Genomic DNA, 21,147 nt, shown 5'->3' on the forward strand with positions numbered 1-21,147 from the left:
GAGGGGGAAATCAATATGAAAATCGTTCTAGAGGAAGACATTCTATCAAATAATAATAAGGCCGCTGAATTTAATAGAGAGCAATTCCAAAAAAGTAGAACCTTAGTGATTAATATTATGAGTTCACCTGGGGCGGGAAAGACGACATTGTTAGAAAAAACCGTACAGGCCTTATCCAGTGAATTTCGCATTGGTGTGATCGAAGGGGATTTGGCTACGGAAAAAGATGCGGACCGTATTCGTGCATTAGGAGCAAAAGCGGTACAAATTAATACCAATGGTGGCTGTCATCTCGATGCAAGAATGGTGGCAAAAGTGTTACCTGAATTTAATTTAGATGAAATTGATATCTTATTTATTGAGAATGTAGGTAACCTCGTTTGTCCATCTGGGTATGATCTAGGTCAAGCTCATAAAGTGGTGGTTTTGAGTATTCCAGAAGGAAATGATAAAATTCCAAAGTATCCTGTGATGTTCCGCAGAACAGAATTGGTTGTGTTAAATAAAATTGATTTGCTTCCTTATCTAGATTTTGATGTACAACAAGCGATCGAAGACTTAAAAGGGATTAACCCTGAATCGCGATTGATCCAACTTTCAGCGAAGACTGAAGAAGGATTAGAAGAATGGCTCAATTGGATCAGGGGTGCCTATCAAAAATGCTTAAAGCCAGCCAATTAATAATAAAAGGACGGGTTCAAGGGGTGGGGTTTCGCCCCTTTATCTTTCAATTGGCTAAAAAATATGACATCAAGGGAATTGTCCAAAATAATATGGATGGGGTACGAATTGTAGCGGAGGGGGAGGAAGAATCCCTGCAACAAATGATCGCTGAAGTCAAGCTCCATCCTCCAAGGTTATCGAGAGTGGATTCGATTGATATTGAAGAAATAGATCCTAAAGGATATCAAGATTTTACGATTATCCCAAGTGAACGAACGGGGAAGTCCTCCTTAGTGATTCCTGTCGATTCGGCGGTATGTGAAGATTGTCTACGGGAGATGAAAGACCCAAGTAATTTTCGCTATCGTTATCCCTTTATCAACTGTACCCAATGTGGTCCCCGTTATACGATTATCTCTGAATTACCCTATGATCGACCCTATACGGCCATGTCTTCCTTTGAGATGTGTGAAACCTGTCAGGAGGAATATGAGAATCCTAAGAATCGTCGACATCATGCCCAACCAATTGCATGTCCTTCCTGTGGGCCAGAAGTTGAATTATTATCCATCGATGGAGAAGTGATGGGGAAACATAACCAAGCCATTGAAAAAGTACAACAGCTGTTGAAACAAGGTTTTATTGTTGCCATTAAAGGCCTAGGGGGCTATCACCTTGCTTGTGATGCGTTTAATGAGGATGCTATCTCTCAATTAAGGGAAAGAAAAAGACGGCCAAACCGTCCCCTTGCGGTAATGGCTGCTTCGATAGAAGTTGCAAGGGATCACTGTTTTGTTAGCCCAAAAGAAGAGAAAATCCTTCAATCCCCCGAATCACCGATTGTCGTCTTAAGGCAAAAGAAAAAAAACCAGTTGCCGAAAAACTTGGCTCCAGGGTTAAAGACACTAGGGGTCATGTTGCCATATACGCCATTACATCATTTATTATTCGAAGATCCAGACCTTCGTTTGTTGGTGATGACAAGTGCTAATCCTTCAGGAATGCCGATTCTTTATAAAGATGAGGAGGCACGAAAAGGATTAAAGGGAATTGCAGATTTTATCCTTACCACGAATCGAGAAATTTTACATCCTTTAGACGATTCGGTGGTTCAGGTCATTGATGGTGAGCTTACTTTTCTAAGGCGTTCAAGAGGTTATGTTCCCGATCCAATCCCAACACAGCAGCCTGTCCATGATGTGATAGCTTTAGGTGGGCAGCAAAAAAATACCTTTGCCATTGGCAGACATGAGCAGATCTTTTTAGGACCTCACATTGGGGATATGGATCACTTGGAGGTTGTCGATTTTTTTAAGAATGAATTTCACCATCTCATGAAATGGATGGGAACTCAAGGAAAAGTGATTGCTGTAGACATGCATCCCCAGTTTACAACGAGAAGATTGGCGGAGGACATGCAGGGGAAGATGTTTGAAGTGCAACATCATCATGCCCATCATGTGGCGTGTATGGAAGATAATCAGCTGACTGAACCTGTGTACGGGATCATTTTAGATGGTACTGGCTATGGTGAAGATGGTAATATTTGGGGTTTTGAAATCCTCTATGGAGACGCCCGTTCTTTTAAGCGACTAGCTCATCTTACTTATACTCCCCTCCCAGGTGGGGAAAAAGCGATTAAAGAGCCTTGGCGCAATGCTGTCGGGATGATGATTGGTTATTTAGGAGAAAAGGGAGTAAGACTAGCAAATCAACTTTTTAAAGAGAAAGAATACGAGATTAATATTTTAAAGAAAATGATCGAAAAGAAGGTCAATACGCCGCTAGCAGGGACGTGTGGCCGTTTGTTTGATGCGATTAGTGCTATGTTAGGCATTTGTCAGGTTTCCACCTATGATGGTGAAGCAGCAATCCGTTTGTCTGAAATGATGCCTGAAGAAATCACGATTCAAGAATCCTACCCCTTTGAAATTAAAGAAAATGGGGATCAGGGACTAGAGATCGATTTTACCAAAATGATTGATCATATAACACAGGATATTTTACAGAAGAAACCAGTGGTTGATATCGTTCAGATGTTTCATCAAACAGTGGTTACTGCTCTTGTGGAGGCACTTCTACAGGTCTCCAGTTTCCAAACAGACTGGAACCGAAAAGTGGTTTTATCAGGGGGCAGCTTTCATAATCCATTTTTAACTAGTGAAATGAAAAGGAGACTTTCGCAGCTAGGCTTTGAAGTTTATACCCATAAAAAGGTTCCTTGTAATGATGGGGGAATTGCATTCGGTCAGTTAATCGTCGCAGCAAATGCTATAAATAAAGACTCGAATTAAAGGATTGAGGAAAGGGAGAGTAAGGAATGTGTGTAGGGGTTCCAGCAAAAGTAATTGAAAAAGAGGAATATACGGCAGTAGTGGATGTTATGGGGTCAAAAATGAGAGTAGGTATTATCTTTGTCCCCGATGTGCAAGTGGGTGAATACGTGGTTGTTCATGCAGGACAAGCTATGTCCATCGTTGACGAAGAATATGCAATGGTCAGTATTGAGGAATGGAGGAAGCTTGCTGATGCTAGAGATTCTGAATGAATCCTCCAACCCTGAGTTGAGTCGAAAGTTATTAGCAAAAGTGATGAACTTAGCGAATTTATATAAAGATAAATATGGAAGACTTCCAGCGATCATGGAAGTATGTGGTTCCCATACGATGGCTTTAGCAAGAACGGGGATTAAAAAGTCGTTAAAGGATCATGTGAAGCTTATTTCTGGTCCTGGTTGCCCCGTTTGTGTGACCGATCAAAAATCGATTGACGCAATGATCCAATTGGCGGAAGGGGAAAATCGAATCATTTGTACCTTTGGCGATATGATCAGGGTCCCAGGTACGAAGCGTTCGCTGATGGAGGCGAAAACTGAAGGCAGAGAGATTCGAGTCGTTTATTCCCCTGTCGATGCAGTGGAAATCGCCAAGAAGCATCCAGATAAAGAAGTCGTTTTTCTAGGAATCGGGTTTGAAACCACGATTCCTGTTCTTGCTGTTGCCCTGAAAATGGCAGATGATGAAGGAATTACGAACTTTTCGATGTGGTTAACCACGAAATTGGTAGAACCAATCATTCGTCATTTACTAGAATCTGAGGTTGTTAAGATCGATGGATTCCTATTACCAGGCCATGTATCCATTGTATTAGGGAAAAATAGTTATCAATATCTGGTGGATGAATATCAGATCCCTGGTGTGATAAGCGGGTTTGAATCGGTAGAAATATTAAGCAGTATCTATAAACTTTTACAATTGCTCCTTCAAGAAAAAGCAGAGATTATCAATGATCATCGAAGTATCGTCACCGATACAGGCAATCAAGTAGCCCAGAAACTAATGGAAACGTATTTGACACTGAGTGATGAAGCGTGGCGGGGAATCGGGATCATCAAAAACAGTGGCTTAGATTTGCGAGAAGAATATGCCCACTTAAATGCGAAGAAAAGATTTAATATTATAGTAGGAGAGCCGCGTAAAACCGCATGTCGCTGTGGGGAAATCATTCGGGGGATTATTACACCTGAGGAGTGTCCTCTTTTTAATAAAGCTTGTACCCCTCTTCATCCCATTGGGCCCTGCATGGTATCGAGTGAAGGAACATGTGCTGCCCACTATCAATATATGAGGGAGGAATAATTATGAATGATCGAATCGGCTTAGCCCACGGGGATGGGGGAGAATTAGCCCACCAACTGATTCAGGAAGTATTTGTAGATACCTTTGGCCATGAAGAACAAGCCAAATTGGATGCAGCCATTCTTTCTATGGAACATTCAAGGCTTGCTATTTCCACAGATAGTTTTGTAATCAAACCGCTCTTTTTCCCAGGGGGAGATATAGGGAAATTAGCCGTAACAGGAACTGTTAATGATTTAGCAGTAAGTGGAGCGATTCCAAAGTTTCTCACTGCCAGTTTTATCATCGAAGAAGGCTTTCCGATTGTTGATCTAAAGAAAATCGTTCATTCCATGGCAGAAGAAGCGAAAAAAGCTGGTGTAAAAATCGTTGCTGGTGATACAAAAGTAGTTGAAAAAGGAAGTGCAGATGGACTCTATATTAATACCACAGGGATCGGTTGGATAGATGAACAACATACGGTAAACCCTGAAAGAATGCAAGAAGGGGATTCTATCATCATTAGTGGGACAATAGGTGATCATGGGATAGCGATTCTTGCTGCTCGAGGAGACTTAGGGATTCAGACAGAAGTTCAAAGTGATTGTGCGACATTAAATCATATGATTGATGAGGTTTTACAAGCCTCTAATCATGTTCGGATCATGAGAGATCCAACTCGGGGTGGTCTGGCTACGACACTTGTAGAGATCTGTGAAGACTTTCACGTCACGATGGAAATTGATGAATTGCTCCTCCCCGTAAGAAGGGAAGTGCAAGGAGCTTGCGATATCCTTGGTTATGAGCCATTTTATTTGGCAAATGAAGGAAAAGTCATTTTTATCGTAGGAAAAGAGGATGAAGAGAAGGTTCTATCCATTTTACATCAATATGAAATAGGAAAATACGCAAAAGCCATTGGAAAGGTGACGGGAAAAGGAAAAGGACGGCTTTACCTAAAAACCCCACTGGGAAGTACTCGCCGTTTAGATCGATTATCGGGTATGCTTCTACCGAGAATTTGTTAAGTGTGAATAACTTTAATATGGTTGTATTTTGCAAGGAACTCGTTTTGCAAAGTACAACCTTTTTTATAGATTTTTAAAAAAGTACAAACTATGTATAAAAAAACAATTGAATTTATAAATATACGATTGTATAATGATTCAAAGAAATTAATAATTATGTGACAAGGAAAAAGTTTCTTATGGGAGAGGAATGAATGGTGTTAAATGTAGTGATCGTTGGAGCGAGTGGTTATAGTGGTGTTGAATTGATTCGAATTTTGCATCAGCATCCAAACGTATCAATTCGCCACTTATTTGTCCATACGCAAGAACAAGAAAAATTAGATGAGTTATATCCCCATTTTCGTTCTTTCATCAATATCCCAATCCGGAGTGTTTCCGAACTTGCTGATGAAAAAATAGCCGATTTAAAAGAAACGAGCGAACTGGTTTTTCTGGCAACACCTTCAGGAGTGAGTAAAGATCTTGCTCCAAAATTTCTCAATGCGGGATTTAAAGTAATCGACTTATCAGGGGATTTTCGTTTAAAAGATCCGGTGTTATATGAAGAATGGTATAAAAAGAATGCCGCAGAACCTCGTTTCTTAGAACGGTCGGTTTATGGGTTGGCCGAAGTCTTTGTGAATGAAATTAAAGAAGCTAATTTTATTGCCAATCCAGGTTGTTATGCGACAAGTATTTTATTGGCGTTAGCTCCGTTTTATCGGAGAAAACTTCCCATTCGCTCTGTAATCATTGATGCAAAGTCAGGAGTGTCAGGTGCAGGTCGAGGGCTTTCACGAAATACTCATTTCTCGGAAGTGAATGAGAATTTTAAAGCTTATAAAGTGGGAAAACATCAACATATTCCTGAAATTGAACAAATCCTTACGAAACTTAGTGGAAAAAAAGAAACGGTGCAAATGATGACTCATCTCTTACCAATAACACGGGGAATTTTATCAACGATTTATTTAGAACTAGAAGACGACATCAGCGATGAAGCTGTAGCAAAGCTTTATCAAGAGGATTATCAGGATCAGCCATTTATCCGTATCCGCAAACAAGGGGAATATCCCGAAACTAAGCAGGTTTATGGAACCAATTTTTGTGATATCGGCTATTATGTCGATAAACGTACAGGCCGGGTTATTCTTTTTTCAGTTATTGATAATTTAATGAAAGGTGCGGCTGGTCAGGCTGTCCAAAATCTAAATTTAATGATGGGTTGGGAGCAAACATTAGGACTTACCCAAATTCCAATTTATCCATAAGAAGGTGTGGAAAATGATGAATCAACTGAAACAAGAAAAAATCAGGGTTATCCCAAATGGAAGTGTTTCTTCGCCTAAAGGGTTTCAAGCAGGTGGTATTCATTGCGGAATTCGCAAGAAAAAGAAAGATTTAGGTCTTATCATTTCCGCAGTTCCCGCAGTAAGTGCTGCTGTTTATACATTGAATATCTTTCAAGCAGCACCCATTCAAGTAACTAAGGAATCATTAGCCGATTCACCTTACTTGCAAGCTGTCATTGTCAATAGCGGCAATGCCAATGCATATACAGGTGAACAAGGATTATTGGATGCTTATGAGATGAGGGATACGGTAGCGAAAACCTTTGATCTTTCACCTATGAATGTAGCGGTTTCTTCAACGGGTGTCATTGGTGAGAGGCTGCCGATGGAGCGAATTGTTGAAGGAATTGCAAAACTCCCTGATTCGATATCAAGTGAAAATGGGCTCGCTTTTGGTGAAGCGATTTTAACCACAGATACATTTGTAAAGTCTCTCGCCATAGAAATTGGAATAGAAGGAAAGAAGATCACCATCGGCGGTACTGCGAAAGGTTCAGGGATGATTCATCCCAATATGGCAACGATGTTAGCCTTTATTACGACCGATGCCAACATCCATCCAGAAGCATTACAAAAGATATTACGTGATGTAACCGATCAAACGTTCAATATGATTACGGTAGATGGGGATACTTCGACCAATGATATGGTTCTGGCCATGGCAAATGGCTTAGCAGGAAACACGCCTCTTAATGAAAATCATCCCGAGTGGGAAGTTTTTTATCAAGGTTTTACTTATATAGCACAACAATTAGCTAAATGGATTGCAAAAGATGGTGAAGGAGCAACTAAATTGGTCTCGGTAAAAGTGGATGGCGCCTCTTCTTTGATGATGGCCAAAACTATTGCCAAAAAAATCGTAGGAAGTAATTTAGTCAAAGCAGCATTGTATGGTGCAGACGGGAATTGGGGGCGGATCATTGTGGCGATTGGAAATAGCGGCTATCCAGTAGATCCTCATACAATCGATATTACCTTAGGTCCGATTATGGTCCTAAAAAATGGCCAAAAACAACGATATGAGGAAGAAGAGGTAACAGAAGCATTAAGCCAAAGTGAAGTAGAGATTCAAGTCGATCTGCATCTTGGGGAATATTCTGCTGAAGCCTGGGGGTGTGATTTAACTTATGAGTACGTTCGGATCAATGCAACGTATCGAACCTAAATTGATTGTCATCAAAATCGGTGGCAGTGTCTTAAATGAATTAACAGATCAATTTTACCAAGAGATGATCGAAATGATAGCTGACGGTTGGTTTCCGGTTATTGTTCATGGCGGAGGTCCTTCGATAACCAAGATGCTAGAACGATTAGGGATCCAATCTTCCTTTGTCAATGGATTAAGGATCACCGATCAAGAAACGTTACAAGTGGTCGAGATGGTGTTAAATGGAAAAGAAAATAAGGAGATCGTCAGAAGAATTCAAGCCCTAGGTGGAAAGGCAGTTGGATTAAGCGGAATTGATTACGGAATGATTCAAGCAGAACGTCTTGATCCTTCTCTTGGCTATGTAGGAAAAGTAAAAAGTGTTTCGTTTCCTTTGTTACCTTTTTTTCAGAGAGAGAAGGTGATCCCTGTTATCAGTCCTTTAGGGATCGATTTACAGGGTCAAATCTATAACATTAATGCGGACATGGTGGCACAAGCATTTGCCGTCTACTTACAAGCGAAAAAATTAATCATGGTCTCTGATACTCCAGGAATCTTTCGCACGGAAGAAGGAAAGAAAAAGATTATCCATCAATTAAGTCCAAAGAATATTGAGCATCTCATTGCAAAAGGTGAAATTGTGAAAGGAATGATTCCCAAAGTACAGGCAGCAATGGAATGTCTAGAAAAGGGAATCGATGATATCTATGTGGTAGATGGGCGCCAAGATGGCGTTTTAGCCAAAGTCCTTGATGAAGATGAAATTGGAACAAGAATTTGTAAACAAGAGGTGGTTTTATGATTCCGCTTTTTCCTACATATCCTGCTGGACTGATTCATCCTGTAAAAGGTGAAGGGAGCTTGCTTTGGGATGAAAAGGGGAATGCTTATCTGGATTTCACCTCTGGAATTGGCGTCCTGCAGCTGGGTCATGTTCCTCAAGAAGTAAAACAAAAAGTGGCCGAACAACTTGATAAGCTTTGGCATACATCCAATCTCTTTGTCATCGAACCTCAGATTCAATTGGCGAAAAAAGTGGCGGAAATTAGTGGGATGGATCTTGTTTTCTTTGCCAATAGTGGTGCAGAAGCTAATGAAGCGGCGATCAAATTAGCACGGAGATACCAGCAAGTCATAAAAAAGCAAGCCCGGTACCAGATCATTACCTTTGAACAATCTTTTCATGGCCGAACATTAGCAACACTGACAGCAACAGGGCAAGCAAAAGTAAAAGAAGGGTTTCAGCCACTGCCAGAAGGGTTTGTTTCCATTCCTTTTGGGGATATTGAAAAGCTTAAGCAAACTATTTCCGCTCATACTGCGGCAATCCTCTTAGAAGTGGTACAGGGTGAAGGGGGAATTCATCCAGCTGATGAAAAGTGGTTAGTGGAAGTAGAAAAATTAGTAAGAAAACATGATCTTTTACTGATCATTGATGAGGTACAGACGGGTATTGGCAGAACGGGAAAATGGTTTGGTTTTCAACATTATCCCATTCAACCAGACATCATCACGATGGCAAAAGGGCTTGGAAGCGGATTTCCAATTGGAGCAATGGCTGCGCGTGAAAAATTAAAAGAGGGATTTTCTTTAGGAAGCCACGGATCTACTTTTGGCGGAAATTTCTTAGCGACAACAGCAGGTTTGGCCACGATTGAAACCATCGAAAAACAAAATCTATTAGCCCATGTGGTGAAGATGGGTAGCTATCTAATAGAGCAATTACAGCAAGAAATAGGAGATATCCCGCAACTTAAAGAGATCCGCGGAAAAGGGTTAATGATCGGTATCGAATGGGAGATCCCTGTTGCTGACTTGATTCAAATTGCAAAAGATCAAGGATTGCTATTATTAACAGCTGGACCTCATGTGTTACGTTTATTACCACCGTTAAATGTTTCACAAGAGGAGATTGATCAAGCCGTCGCAATCTTAAAAAGAAGTATCGATCAATGGTTGAAAAATGAGAAAAAAAGAGCGAGTGAAAGGCAAACAAGATCAGTGTAAAGCGGATAGGAGGAGAAAGAAAATGAGAAAAGGATATCTTCTTTTAGAAACAGGCGATTGGTTTGAGGGAGAATGGATCGGTGCAGTACAAGATTCGGCGGGTGAAGTTGTTTTTCAAACAGGAATGACCGGTTATCAGGAGGTACTCACCGATCCTTCCTATGCAGGACAAATCGTGAATTTCACCTATCCTTTAATTGGTAACTATGGAATTAATGTGGTGGATGATCAGAGTATTCGTCCCTATGTAGCTGGTGTAATTGTAGCTGAATTATGCCATCAACCTAGTCATAGTCAATATCGACAGACGTTTGAACAAGTATTACAACAATATCAAATTCCAGGGTTATCAGGTGTTGATACAAGGGAATTGACCAAAATCATTCGCAAACATGGAACCCTTTATGGCATGATTAGTCAAACATTAGATTTTGATCGATTACGTCAATTTTTGGAACAACGAAAGAAGGAAGAAAAACGAGTGAAAAAAGGAGAAATTCTGCCAATCGTTGAACGGGTAACAACTTCTACTCCCCAATACTATCCGGGAGATGGGGTACATGTGGTGGTGGTCGATTTTGGCAGTAAGTTTTCGATTATCGAATCTTTACGATCTTTAGGTTGTGCGGTGACTGTTATTCCCTATGATTATCCTATTGAGGAAATCATGAAATTGGATGCGGATGGTATCTTATTCTCTAATGGCCCAGGGGATCCTAAAGAATTAACCCCTTGGTTAAAAGGGTACCACCGATTGGCTAGTTCTCATCCTACTTTAGGAATCTGTTTAGGGCATCAAATTCTTGGCTTAGCCTTTGGTGCAGATACGGAAAAACTCCCATTTGGTCATCGAGGTGTTAACCATCCTGTGATTAATCTGGAAACAGGACAGATCTGGATTACTTCCCAAAACCATGGGTATGTCGTTAATGAAAAGTCGCTAGAAAAGACGGATTTTATTGTCACCCATCGGAATGTGAATGATGGATCGGTGGAAGGGATGAAGCATCGTTATCTCCCGATTCAATCGGTACAATTTCATCCAGAGGCCCATCCAGGCCCCGTCGAAGCCTTTGAGATTTTTAAAGATTTTGTCGAAACATGTAAGCTAGCAAAAGGAGTCAGGCAATATGCATAAAATGGAAAAGCAGATTCAAAAAGTACTCGTGATCGGTTCAGGACCTATCGTGATTGGTCAGGCGGCTGAGTTTGATTATGCGGGAACACAAGCATGTATGGCTTTGCGTGAAGAAGGAAAAAAGATTATCTTAGTGAATAATAATCCAGCGACGATTATGACTGATGAGGAGATTGTGGATGAGGTTTATTTTGAACCTTTAACCGTTGAATCTTTAACTGCGATTATAGCCAAAGAACGACCTGATGGACTATTGGCGACATTAGGGGGTCAGACAGGACTCAATCTTGCGATTGAACTAGAAAAAGCAGGAGTGTTAAAGAAGTATCAGGTGGAAATACTAGGTACTTCCATTGAGGCGATTCAAAAAGGAGAGGATCGCGAACTTTTTAAGAAAACAATGGAAGAAATTGGCGAACCTGTTCCTGAAAGTATCACTACGAATAAGATTGAAGAAGCTGTTCAATTTGCAAAGACTATTGGCTTCCCTGTTATTATCCGCCCTGCCTATACATTAGGGGGAACAGGAGGCGGAGTAGCTGAGAATTTGGAAGAATTACTGGAAATTGCAACAAGAGGAATGAAGGAGAGTCCCATTGGTCAAATCCAAGTGGATCGCAGTCTACTTGGATGGAAGGAAATTGAATATGAAGTGATGCGCGATAAAGAAGACAATTGTATTATCGTTTGTAATATGGAAAATATCGACCCAATGGGAATTCATACGGGAGATAGTATTGTTGTCGCTCCATCCCAGACATTAAATGATCGGGAATATCAAATGCTGCGAACAGCAGCAATAAAAGTGATTAAAGCTTTAGGTGTGGTAGGTGGATGTAATATTCAATTTGCCCTTCATCCTGATGGGGACAAATATTATGTCATTGAAGTGAACCCACGGGTAAGTCGCTCTAGTGCTTTAGCCTCAAAAGCAACAGGATATCCCATTGCCCGCATTTCTACCAAACTGGCATTAGGATACACCTTACATGAAATTAAGAATCCAATTACACAAAACACATACGCTAGTTTCGAACCTGCCTTAGATTATGTTGTTGTAAAAATTCCAAGGTGGCCTTTTGATAAATTTCCTTATATCAATCGTCGGCTGGGTACACAAATGAAGGCTACAGGAGAAGTGATGACGATTGATCGGACGTTTGAAAGAGCATTTTATAAAGCGATACGTGGTTTAGAGATTGGCAAAGATCATTTGCTATTCGATGAATTAAAAGTGCTTTCGAATGAGGAACTAGAAAAAGGGATTAAAATCGCCGATGATCGCAGGATTTTTATGATCGCAGAAGCGATACGAAGGGGAATCAGCATTCAAACCATCCAACGTTGGTCTCATATCCATCCTTTTTTCTTAACTAAGTTTCAAGGAATGGTTCAACTAGAACAACAAGTTTTATCTTGGAAGGAAAAGCAATATTCCCTCGACGACATTTTACCGGAAGAACTAGCTGCCGTTAAAACAAAAGGGGTTTCTGATCGTTTTATTGCCAAAACTCTTGGTATCTCCGAAAGGGAAGTAAGGGAGAAATGGAAAGAATTACAGATTAAACCCACCTATAAAGCGGTGGATACTTGTGCAGGAGAGTTTGAAGCGAGAACTCCTTATTTTTATTCCACAAGACATGGGAAAGATGATGGAGAAAGGTTAACAGGGAAGAAAATTGCCGTTATTGGTTCTGGACCGATTCGGATCGGCCAAGGAATCGAATTTGATTATTGTGCGGTTCATACGGCATTAACTTTACAAGAACAAGGAATTCATTCCATTGTGATCAATAATAATCCAGAGACCGTGAGCACCGATTACCATATGTCTAGCCGTCTTTATTTTGAACCATTAACGGTTGAGGATATCCTTCCGATCCTTGAAAAGGAACAAGTCGATGGCGTCATCTATCAAGTTGGCGGGCAAACGGGGTTAAAGCTTGGAAAAGAACTAGATTCATTGGTACCGCTATTAGGAACGCCATTATCGGTTGTCGAGCAAATGGAGGATCGGGAACAATTTAATCAGTTTCTTGTTCAAGCTGGAATTGAGCCGATACCCGGTAAAATCATCTGGAATATGGCGGATCTGGATCAGGCGATAGCTGAACTGGGATTTCCCATACTGATTCGTCCTTCTTTTGTCATTGGCGGCCAGTGGATGAGAGTGATTCATTCACAAGAAGAATTAACCCAATATCTTAATCAGTTGCAACAATCTCTTCAGGATCAATCTTTCTATCCATTGCTTATCGATCAATTTATCCCTGGAAAGGAAATCGAAGTGGATGCAGTCGCAGATGGAGAGGATTGGATTATCCCTGCGATTATGGAACATATTGAACCTGCAGGAATTCACTCAGGAGATAGTACAGCTGTCTTACCAACGTTTTCACTCAGTTCTAATGAGAAAAAAAGAGTGATAAAAACTGTAGAAAAAGTACTTAAACACGGGAAATTTGTGGGTCTTGTAAATATTCAAATGATCCTTTATGGTGATAAAATCTATGTTTTAGAGGTCAATCCTCGGGCTTCGCGAACGATTCCGGTCATCAGTAAAGTAACAGGGATTCCAATGATCAAAATTGCGACAATGGTTCAATTAGGACAGAAATTAAAGTCCCTTCCTTATCCAATCGGCGTTTTAGAGGAAACTCCTTTTTATACCGTGAAGGCTCCTGTTTTTTCTAATCAAAAATTACCAGGGATTACCGATCAATTGGGACCAGAAATGAAGTCGACAGGTGAAATTATGGCTTTAGGGTGGAGCTTAGATGAAGCATTAGCAAAAGTGAATTCCTATTCGAAAAAGAGCCAGGCGTTTCCCTTTACATTAAGAGAATTTCAGGAAAAAATCTTGCAAAAAGGAGGAGTTCGAAATGAGGTTATCTGAAACTTTTTCCGAATCTTCGTTTGCTTTTGAAGGAAAAGATTTTTTAACATTAGCCGATTATACGCCTGAAGAAATTAAATATTTCATTTTTTTAGGATTAGAGCTAAAAGAAAAGCAAAAAAAAGGAATCATCTATCAACCTTTGCAGGGGAAAACATTAGGAATGATCTTTGAAAAATCTTCCACTCGTACAAGAGTTTCCTTTGAAGTGGGAATGATCCAATTAGGGGGGCATGCGTTGTTTCTTAGCAAGCAAGATTTACAAATCGGCCGTGGCGAGACCATCGCCGATACAGCTCGTGTCCTCTCCCGCTATCTCGATGGGATTATGATGAGAACCGATGATCAGAAAAAACTGGTCGAAATGGCAAGGCATGCGACTATTCCCGTTATTAATGGTTTATCTGATTTCTTTCATCCAACACAAGCAATTGCTGATTTTATGACGATTTATGAAAATAAGGGCAAACTACAGGGATTGAAGTTAGCTTTCCTTGGTGATGGGAATAATGTGGCTCATTCGTTATTGATTGGTGGAGCCAAATTAGGAATGAATATTGCGATTGCCTCTCCAAGTGGCTATGAACCGAAGAAAGAAATCGTCGAGCTAGCAGAAGAAGAAGCAATGAAAACTGGAAGTAAAATCCTGATTACCAACGATCCTAAGGAAGCGATTGAGGGTGCTGATGTGGTCTATACTGATGTTTGGGCAAGTATGGGGCAAGAAGAGGAGAAAGAACTTCGAAAAAAAATTTTTGCACCTTATCAGGTGAACCAAGAGTTGGTAATGCGAGCAAAGGAAGATTATATTTTTATGCATTGTTTGCCTGCATACCGAGAATTAGAGGTAACAGAAGAAATACTAGAAGGGAAACATTCTGTTGTTTTCGATGAAGCGGAAAATCGGCTTCATGCACATAAAGCGATTTTGGTTGCGTTAATGGGGAAGAAATAGGGTCTTTATTTTTTCTTCTGTTTGTATTATTATTCTCTTGTATGAATAAATATTAAACAACCTCTTTGTTTCAGATTTAAAGAGAAAGGACTTGAGGGGAATGGAAAAGGAGAAAGTTGTTTTAGCCTATTCGGGAGGTTTGGACACTTCGGTTGCCATCAAATGGTTGCAGGAGAAATATAATTACGATGTCATTGCTGTGGCCTTAGACGTTGGGGAAGGAAAAGACCTTGATTTTGTCAAAGAGAAGGCATTAAAAGTAGGGGCAATCAAATCTTATGTCATCGATGCGAAAAAAGAATTTGCCGAAGAAATGATCTTACCTGCGTTAAAAGCAAATGCCTTATATGAAGGCAAATATCCATTGGTTTCTGCATTATCCAGGCCATTAATTGCCAAGTGGCTGGTTAAGATTGCAAGGGAAGAAGGAGCAGTTGCAGTCGCCCATGGATCAACAGGAAAAGGAAATGATCAAGTGCGTTTTGATGTGTCGGTAACTGCGTTAGCACCTGATTTGAAAATCGTTGCACCAGTTCGCGAATGGTCGATGACAAGGGATGAAGAAATCGAATATGCAGCAAAACATGGAATACCCATTCCGATTAAAAAAGAAAATCCCTTCAGTATCGACCAAAATATGTGGGGAAGAAGTTGTGAAGCAGGTGTTCTTGAAGACCCATGGGTAGCTCCGCCAGAAGAAGCGTATGAATTAACCGCTTCGATTGAAAACGCACCAGATGAAGCAGAAGAAGTGGAGATTACCTTTAACAAAGGTGTTCCCGTTGCCCTAAATTCAGAAGTATTACCCCTTGATGAATTAATCTTAACATTAAACAAAATCGCAGGAAAACATGGAGTCGGCCGCATCGACCATGTGGAGAATAGGTTAGTGGGAATCAAATCCCGTGAAATCTATGAAACCCCTGCTGCCACCGTTTTGATCACAGCTCATCAAGCTCTAGAAAGTCTCGTTCATACAAGAGAGATGGCTCAATTTAAACCGATGATTGAACAAAAGATTGCCAATATGATTTATGAAGGATTATGGTTTTCACCATTAATGGAAAGTTTACAAGCATTTATTGATAAAACACAGGAAGTGGTAACGGGTAAAGTTCGGGTCAAACTGCATAAAGGCCATGCCATTGTCGTTGGCCGTTCTTCTGAGGAATCATTATATTCTTATGAACTGGCCACATACAATCAAGATGACCAGTTTGACCATCAAGCGGCTGTTGGTTTTATTCATATTTGGGGTTTACCCACAAAAGTATACGCAAAAGTGCATAAAAAATAGTTAGACTTTAAGGAACAAAGTTGTGAAAAGACTTTGTTCCTTTTTTTACGTAGTAATACAAGCCGATATCTTGATATGATTTAAAAATGGAGTGATGTCTCCTTCAAAAATTTCACAAAATCATCTAAAAAAAGAGCAGGAAAATGTCAAACTTTGTATAAATGTTTATACATAAGTAGTGTGATCATTATAGGGGGGAAATTCGTGGGCTGGTTTTGGAAATATAAAGTTCAAGGAGTTCAATCGGAATTCATAAGTGAAAAAAATCATATAGAGGACTTAGATTCAAAGGTTCGCGAAAAAATGCGATATATCGGACTTGAGGAATTAAATCCTGAACTTCTGGTAGAATTTCGTCAACTTATTCAGAAGCACCAACCAATCATTGAACAACGATTATTAGAGAAAGTCAAAGAGATTGTAGGCGATGATTTTCAAATAAGTACTTGGCAACAATATATTTCTTCATTTTTGACTGAACTAGTGGTGGAAAATGGTCAGTATTTTCGGAAAAAGCAATGGAAAATCATCGAACTACTACTTGAAACAAAACTTCAACCCGATTGGCTCATCGGTGCTACAGAAACAATAATAGATACCATTCAAGAACAGCTTCTTTCAGAATCGGATTGGAGAATGGTTGCACCTAAATTACGCTATTTTCAAAAATTGCTATTACTTTGTCAAATGGTTTGGGTCGAAATGTATACAACCCATCTCGTATCATTATTTTCAAATGGTGTATCTGAGTTAGTCTTCTATAATGCTCAAATTGATCAGGTGAAAGGACTTTTAGAGTCCCTTGATCAACAAGTACAATTGTCGTCGGGAATTCAACAAATGATTCAGGAGATTAATTCGGCAGTCGAGGAAGTTGCATCGACTTCTAATTCAGCAGCTGACTTTTCTCATCAATCTGTATCAGAAGCAAAAAAAGGGCAGAAAGTGATTGAAGATGCCTTGCAGAAAATGGCCAATTTAGAAGATCAATACGAAAAAGTGATTGCCGCTATTCATGATTTTGTGAAAAAAATTTCACAAATGGAAAACATGATCCAATTCATCCGCGATATTGCCGATCAAACCAATTTATTAGCATTAAATGCAAATATTGAAGCGGCAAGAGCTGGAGAACATGGACTTGGTTTTGCTGTTGTGGCTCAAGAAGTACGGAAGTTATCTGAGCATTCGAAGGAATCGGTGAATTCCATATCGACGACCATTCAGGAATTAGTATCTGATGCAGACTCTATTAAATCCTGGATTCTTGAGACGGGGGAGATTGTCAACCACGGTGTTCAAGAATCAACACAGGCGATTCAACAGTTAGTGCAGATTATTGATACATTTAATCAAATCAGCGAATCAATGCAAGGGATTGCTGCCGCGAATCAAGAACAAGCTGCCGCAATTGCTCAGATCACAGAACAAAATCAGCAGATTGATGAATTAATTCGTGTTGGGAAAGAAAAAGGTATCGCCACTGGAGAAGCGATTTATAATTTAAGTACAATGTCTGAAAGATTACGGAAGAGTATTGATCAAATTGGAATTCAAGTGGATGAGAAGGGGTTATTAAACTTAGCCAAAACTGATCATCTATTATGGAAATGGCGAATCTATAATATGTTGTTAGGTTATGTCCAAGTTGATACAGATTCTATTCAAAGTGAGAAACAATGTCGCTTAGGGAAATGGTATTATAGTCAACAAGCTAGTCGATTTAAAAATTTGACGACCTATCAAAGGATGGAAGAGCCGCATCGACTGGTCCATCAAACAGCAAAAGAAGCAGCTATAGCCTATTCAAAGGGAGATCTTGCATTAGCTGAACAGAAGTTAAAGGAACTAGAAGGTTATTCGAATGAGATTATTCAATTACTTGATGAAATCGCCCAATCGATAAAAGAGGAGTAGAATGTGAGGAAATGGTAGATTCCAAGCCTTTATCACGAAGTTGGTAGAGGCTTTTTTATGTTACAATGAAACATTCCTTTCGACAAATTCGTTCTAATAAAAGACCCTTTCTACATTATCTTGATTCTTTCGCTAAAAATTTCCTAGGAAATACTTTTTCTAGCAAATCATATGGCGAAAAGATGAAAATTTGTCGTTTATGGTAAAAAACGACTGCAAAAACATAATTTACATTGCAATAAAAAAAAGGATTTAACAAGATAATGTCGAATGGTTAAAACTAGACTTGGTTATTGCAGCTTAGAATATTAAAAAGGGTGTGAAAAGATGATTGAAATGTTTGATGTCTGGAAGACTTACCCCAATGGTGTAAATGCTCTTCAAGGAATCAATATAAAAATAAAACCAAATGAGTTTGTTTATGTCGTAGGGCCAAGTGGGGCAGGGAAATCAACGTTTATTAAATTAATGTATCGTGAAGAAAAGCCGACAAAAGGTGAAATTTTCATTAATGGGTTTAACATCGATCGTTTAAAAGAAAGACAGATTCCCATGATTCGTCGAAATATTGGCGTTGTTTTTCAGGATTTTCGATTGCTTCCTAACCTTACAGTATATGAAAATGTAGCTTTTGCAATGGAAGTGATCGAGACACCAAAAAGCAAAATACGCAAACGTGTACCAGAAGTTCTTGAATTAGTAGGACTACAAGATAAATTAAAAGCTTTTCCAAACCAATTATCGGGGGGAGAACAACAACGGGTAGCACTAGCACGCGCCCTTGTTAATAACCCTTCTATTATTATCGCGGACGAGCCAACAGGAAATCTTGACCCAGATACTTCATGGGAGATCATGGAGTTATTTGAAAAAGTTAATTTCAGAGGAACAACGGTCGTTATGGCAACACACAATCGAGAAATTGTGAATCATATGCGAAAAAGGGTCATAGCGATTGAAAACGGACAAGTCGTAAGGGATCAGCAACGAGGTGAATATGGCTATGACGATTAGAACATTCGGCCGACATTTTAGAGAAGGACTAAAAAACATTGGGCGAAATGGTTGGATGACATTTGCATCGATCAGTGCTGTTACTGTAACTCTCCTCATCTTAGGCATATTTCTTTTACTCGCATTGAATGTGAATCACATGGCAAATTTAGTAGAAAACCAAGTAGAGATTGTTGTTTCTTTAGATTTAAATATTAACGACAGTCAAATAAAAACCGTAGAAAACGAAATAAAAAAAATAGAGGGCGTCAAGTCGTTAATCTTTATATCTAAAGAAGAAGGATTAAAGAGATTAAAAGAGCGTTTAGGTAAGGATGCAGATCTTCTAGAAGGGTTAGAAAAGGATAATCCATTAAATGATACATTTATTGTACAAGCGAAAGATCCTAGAAAAACTGAAGAAATAGCTTTGAAAATTGCCAAATTGAATTTCGTAGAAGACGTTGATTACGGAAAAACAACGATTTCAAGACTATTTAAAATTACCGACTGGATTCGTAATATTGGAATCGTCTTTATAATTGGACTTGCTTTTACAGCCATGTTCTTAATCTCCAATACGATAAAAATTACAATCTATTCAAGAAGACGAGAAATTCAAATCATGAAACTCGTAGGAGCAACCAATTGGTTTATTCGTTGGCCGTTTTTCGTAGAAGGTCTATTACTAGGAATTATTGGTTCGATCATACCGATTCTCGCAATTATCCTCGGTTATCGCTATTTGCTAGAACAGATGAATACGAATCTATCCATATCATTCCTTCAATTCCTGCCCTTATATCCATTAGCTTACCAGATTTCTGGGTTATTAATCGGAATTGGAGCTTTTATTGGAGTCTGGGGAAGCATGATGTCTGTTCGTCGATTCTTAAAGATATGAAATAAAAATTTTAAAGGAGAGGAGAAAACGGATGAGAAGAAAAAAATGGGTGACTGTACTCTTAACACTAACCTTTCTGGGTTGGCTTTTGATTCCTTTATCAACTCCTGTTAAGGCAGACACCATATCAGAAATAAAGAAGAAAATCGAAGCGATCCGTAAAGAAAAAAGAGAGTCAGAAAAACAGAAACAAAATTTAAACCAACAAATTGATCAAATCAAGAGAAATAAGAAGATTACCGAACAGGAAGTCTTGTCGATCGCCGAAAAAATTGATCAACAAGAACAAAAATTGATCAATCTAGAAACACAAATTGAAGCGGTACAGGATAAAGCAAAAAAGGCAGCACTTGAATTAGAAGAGGCAGAAAAACGAATTAAAGAAAGAGAAGGATTATTAAAAGAACGGGTTCGTTTGATGTACAAGCATGGTGATGTCGATTATCTTGAAGTTTTATTATCGGCTGAAAGTTTTTCCGATTTTATTCAGCGGTTCGATGCTATCCAACAAATTATTGAATCAGATAAAAAAATCTTAGAAGAGAATGTGAAAGATCGAAATCTTGTGGCTGAAAAGAAAAAAGAAATCGATCAATCTTTAGCCAATCTAAAGGAATTATATGCAGAAGTGGAACAAACGAAAAGTAGTTTATTAGCTGAACAAGCAAAACAAAAGGTAAGAATGGCTTCTCTTGATTCGACCCAACAACAATTGGTACAGAAATTACGGCAAGAACAAGAAGATTTTAATGAAGCGACAGAAGAAGAAGCAAGATTATTAGACCAATTGGCAAAAGCTCAAGCTGAAGCATTAAAGAAACAGAATAAACTCCCTGTTTCCTATAATGGCGGAAAATTCGCTTGGCCTGTACCTGGATATAGTCGCATATCTTCCGATTTTGGTTGGCGAATTCATCCCATTTACAAAACAAGAAAATTCCATGCTGGGTTAGATATTCCAGCACCTCAAGGAACTACAATCATTGCTCCTGATGATGGGGTTGTCATTGTTGCATCCACGATGAATGGATATGGGAATGTGGTGATGATCGATCACGGAAGCGGAATACAAACGTTATATGGTCATATTCGCAATGGTGGAATTATGGTAAGTGTTGGCCAAGCGGTGAAGAAAGGGCAAAAAATTGCAGAAGTTGGCTCCACAGGAAGATCAACTGGTCCTCATCTTCACTTTGAAGTACGGAAAAACGGTTCAGTTGTAAACCCATGGACATATTTAAGATAATC

At 39.4% G+C, this 21,147-nt stretch carries 17 protein-coding genes; all 17 read left to right on the forward strand.

Annotation, left to right across the window (positions count from 1 at the left end; translation table 11 throughout):
- The first annotated feature begins 15 nt into the window (after positions 1–15).
- The 17 genes from hypB to ACMW72_RS04545 all read left to right on the forward strand — a co-directional run bounded on the left by hypB (position 16) and on the right by ACMW72_RS04545 (position 21,145).
- Positions 16–681, forward strand: coding sequence for a hydrogenase nickel incorporation protein HypB (gene hypB / locus ACMW72_RS04465; protein WP_418367632.1), 666 nt, complete (start codon positions 16–18; stop codon positions 679–681).
- The gene (gene hypF / locus ACMW72_RS04470) at positions 660–2,957 is read left to right on the forward strand and encodes a carbamoyltransferase HypF (RefSeq protein WP_418367633.1); all 2,298 of its coding nucleotides are present in this window, start codon (positions 660–662) and stop codon (positions 2,955–2,957) included. The genes hypB and hypF overlap by 22 nt, the downstream gene beginning before the upstream one ends.
- Positions 2,958–2,983: 26 nt before the next feature.
- The gene (locus ACMW72_RS04475) at positions 2,984–3,211 is read left to right on the forward strand and encodes a HypC/HybG/HupF family hydrogenase formation chaperone (protein WP_418367634.1); all 228 of its coding nucleotides are present in this window, start codon (positions 2,984–2,986) and stop codon (positions 3,209–3,211) included.
- A complete protein-coding gene (gene hypD, locus ACMW72_RS04480; protein WP_418367635.1) occupies positions 3,192–4,301 on the forward strand; it encodes a hydrogenase formation protein HypD in 1,110 nt (369 codons plus the stop codon). The genes ACMW72_RS04475 and hypD overlap by 20 nt, the downstream gene beginning before the upstream one ends.
- A 2-nt stretch (positions 4,302–4,303) precedes the next feature.
- Positions 4,304–5,308, forward strand: a complete 1,005-nt coding sequence (gene hypE / locus ACMW72_RS04485) for a hydrogenase expression/formation protein HypE (protein WP_418367636.1) — start codon at positions 4,304–4,306, stop codon at positions 5,306–5,308.
- A 194-nt stretch (positions 5,309–5,502) separates the two neighbouring features.
- Positions 5,503–6,561 (forward strand): N-acetyl-gamma-glutamyl-phosphate reductase, encoded by a 1,059-nt coding sequence (gene argC, locus ACMW72_RS04490; RefSeq protein WP_418367637.1) that lies wholly within the window; start codon positions 5,503–5,505, stop codon positions 6,559–6,561.
- A 16-nt stretch (positions 6,562–6,577) separates the two neighbouring features.
- Positions 6,578–7,807 carry a bifunctional ornithine acetyltransferase/N-acetylglutamate synthase gene (gene argJ / locus ACMW72_RS04495; RefSeq protein ID WP_418367638.1) on the forward strand — a complete coding sequence of 410 codons (1,230 nt, stop codon included), beginning with the start codon at positions 6,578–6,580 and terminating at the stop codon, positions 7,805–7,807.
- Positions 7,770–8,594 carry an acetylglutamate kinase gene (argB, locus tag ACMW72_RS04500; RefSeq protein ID WP_418367639.1) on the forward strand — a complete coding sequence of 275 codons (825 nt, stop codon included), beginning with the start codon at positions 7,770–7,772 and terminating at the stop codon, positions 8,592–8,594. Before argJ ends, argB begins: the two co-directional genes overlap by 38 nt.
- Positions 8,591–9,799: an aspartate aminotransferase family protein gene (locus ACMW72_RS04505; protein WP_418367640.1), complete on the forward strand. Its 1,209-nt coding sequence runs from the start codon at positions 8,591–8,593 to the stop codon at positions 9,797–9,799. Before argB ends, ACMW72_RS04505 begins: the two co-directional genes overlap by 4 nt.
- Before the next feature lie 22 nt (positions 9,800–9,821).
- The gene (locus ACMW72_RS04510) at positions 9,822–10,937 is read left to right on the forward strand and encodes a carbamoyl phosphate synthase small subunit (protein ID WP_418367641.1); all 1,116 of its coding nucleotides are present in this window, start codon (positions 9,822–9,824) and stop codon (positions 10,935–10,937) included.
- A gap of 1 nt (position 10,938) precedes the next feature.
- The gene (carB, locus tag ACMW72_RS04515; protein WP_418367722.1) at positions 10,939–13,833 is read left to right on the forward strand and encodes a carbamoyl-phosphate synthase (glutamine-hydrolyzing) large subunit; all 2,895 of its coding nucleotides are present in this window, start codon (positions 10,939–10,941) and stop codon (positions 13,831–13,833) included.
- Positions 13,820–14,788 carry an ornithine carbamoyltransferase gene (gene argF / locus ACMW72_RS04520; protein ID WP_418367642.1) on the forward strand — a complete coding sequence of 323 codons (969 nt, stop codon included), beginning with the start codon at positions 13,820–13,822 and terminating at the stop codon, positions 14,786–14,788. Before carB ends, argF begins: the two co-directional genes overlap by 14 nt.
- 100 nt (positions 14,789–14,888) lie before the next feature.
- A complete protein-coding gene (locus ACMW72_RS04525) occupies positions 14,889–16,085 on the forward strand; it encodes an argininosuccinate synthase (RefSeq protein ID WP_418367643.1) in 1,197 nt (398 codons plus the stop codon).
- 204 nt (positions 16,086–16,289) lie between these two features.
- On the forward strand, positions 16,290–18,002 hold the full coding sequence (locus ACMW72_RS04530; RefSeq protein WP_418367644.1) for a methyl-accepting chemotaxis protein: 1,713 nt from the start codon (positions 16,290–16,292) through the stop codon (positions 18,000–18,002).
- Between the two features lie 327 nt (positions 18,003–18,329).
- Positions 18,330–19,016 carry a cell division ATP-binding protein FtsE gene (gene ftsE, locus ACMW72_RS04535; RefSeq protein WP_418367645.1) on the forward strand — a complete coding sequence of 229 codons (687 nt, stop codon included), beginning with the start codon at positions 18,330–18,332 and terminating at the stop codon, positions 19,014–19,016.
- Positions 19,006–19,899 (forward strand): permease-like cell division protein FtsX, encoded by an 894-nt coding sequence (gene ftsX, locus ACMW72_RS04540; RefSeq protein ID WP_418367646.1) that lies wholly within the window; start codon positions 19,006–19,008, stop codon positions 19,897–19,899. Before ftsE ends, ftsX begins: the two co-directional genes overlap by 11 nt.
- Before the next feature lie 31 nt (positions 19,900–19,930).
- The gene (locus ACMW72_RS04545; RefSeq protein WP_418367647.1) at positions 19,931–21,145 is read left to right on the forward strand and encodes a murein hydrolase activator EnvC family protein; all 1,215 of its coding nucleotides are present in this window, start codon (positions 19,931–19,933) and stop codon (positions 21,143–21,145) included.
- The last annotated feature ends 2 nt before the right edge of the window (positions 21,146–21,147 follow it).

Origin of the sequence: Tepidibacillus sp. LV47, from assembly GCF_048381575.1 — a bacterium.
In the GTDB taxonomy this organism is placed as follows: domain Bacteria; phylum Bacillota; class Bacilli; order Tepidibacillales; family Tepidibacillaceae; genus Tepidibacillus.

Excerpts from the sequence above, each read along its gene's own strand:
- hypB (WP_418367632.1), top strand. The coding sequence starts at position 16 with ATGAAAATCGTTCTAGAGGAAGACATTCTATCAAATAATAATAAGGCC.
- hypF (WP_418367633.1), top strand. The coding sequence starts at position 660 with ATGCTTAAAGCCAGCCAATTAATAATAAAAGGACGGGTTCAAGGGGTG.
- ACMW72_RS04475 (WP_418367634.1), top strand. The coding sequence starts at position 2,984 with ATGTGTGTAGGGGTTCCAGCAAAAGTAATTGAAAAAGAGGAATATACG.
- hypD (WP_418367635.1), top strand. The coding sequence starts at position 3,192 with ATGCTAGAGATTCTGAATGAATCCTCCAACCCTGAGTTGAGTCGAAAG.
- hypE (WP_418367636.1), top strand. The coding sequence starts at position 4,304 with ATGAATGATCGAATCGGCTTAGCCCACGGGGATGGGGGAGAATTAGCC.
- argC (WP_418367637.1), top strand. The coding sequence starts at position 5,503 with ATGGTGTTAAATGTAGTGATCGTTGGAGCGAGTGGTTATAGTGGTGTT.
- argJ (WP_418367638.1), top strand. The coding sequence starts at position 6,578 with ATGAATCAACTGAAACAAGAAAAAATCAGGGTTATCCCAAATGGAAGT.
- argB (WP_418367639.1), top strand. The coding sequence starts at position 7,770 with ATGAGTACGTTCGGATCAATGCAACGTATCGAACCTAAATTGATTGTC.
- ACMW72_RS04505 (WP_418367640.1), top strand. The coding sequence starts at position 8,591 with ATGATTCCGCTTTTTCCTACATATCCTGCTGGACTGATTCATCCTGTA.
- ACMW72_RS04510 (WP_418367641.1), top strand. The coding sequence starts at position 9,822 with ATGAGAAAAGGATATCTTCTTTTAGAAACAGGCGATTGGTTTGAGGGA.
- carB (WP_418367722.1), top strand. The coding sequence starts at position 10,939 with ATGGAAAAGCAGATTCAAAAAGTACTCGTGATCGGTTCAGGACCTATC.
- argF (WP_418367642.1), top strand. The coding sequence starts at position 13,820 with ATGAGGTTATCTGAAACTTTTTCCGAATCTTCGTTTGCTTTTGAAGGA.
- ACMW72_RS04525 (WP_418367643.1), top strand. The coding sequence starts at position 14,889 with ATGGAAAAGGAGAAAGTTGTTTTAGCCTATTCGGGAGGTTTGGACACT.
- ftsE (WP_418367645.1), top strand. The coding sequence starts at position 18,330 with ATGATTGAAATGTTTGATGTCTGGAAGACTTACCCCAATGGTGTAAAT.
- ftsX (WP_418367646.1), top strand. The coding sequence starts at position 19,006 with ATGACGATTAGAACATTCGGCCGACATTTTAGAGAAGGACTAAAAAAC.
- ACMW72_RS04545 (WP_418367647.1), top strand. The coding sequence starts at position 19,931 with ATGAGAAGAAAAAAATGGGTGACTGTACTCTTAACACTAACCTTTCTG.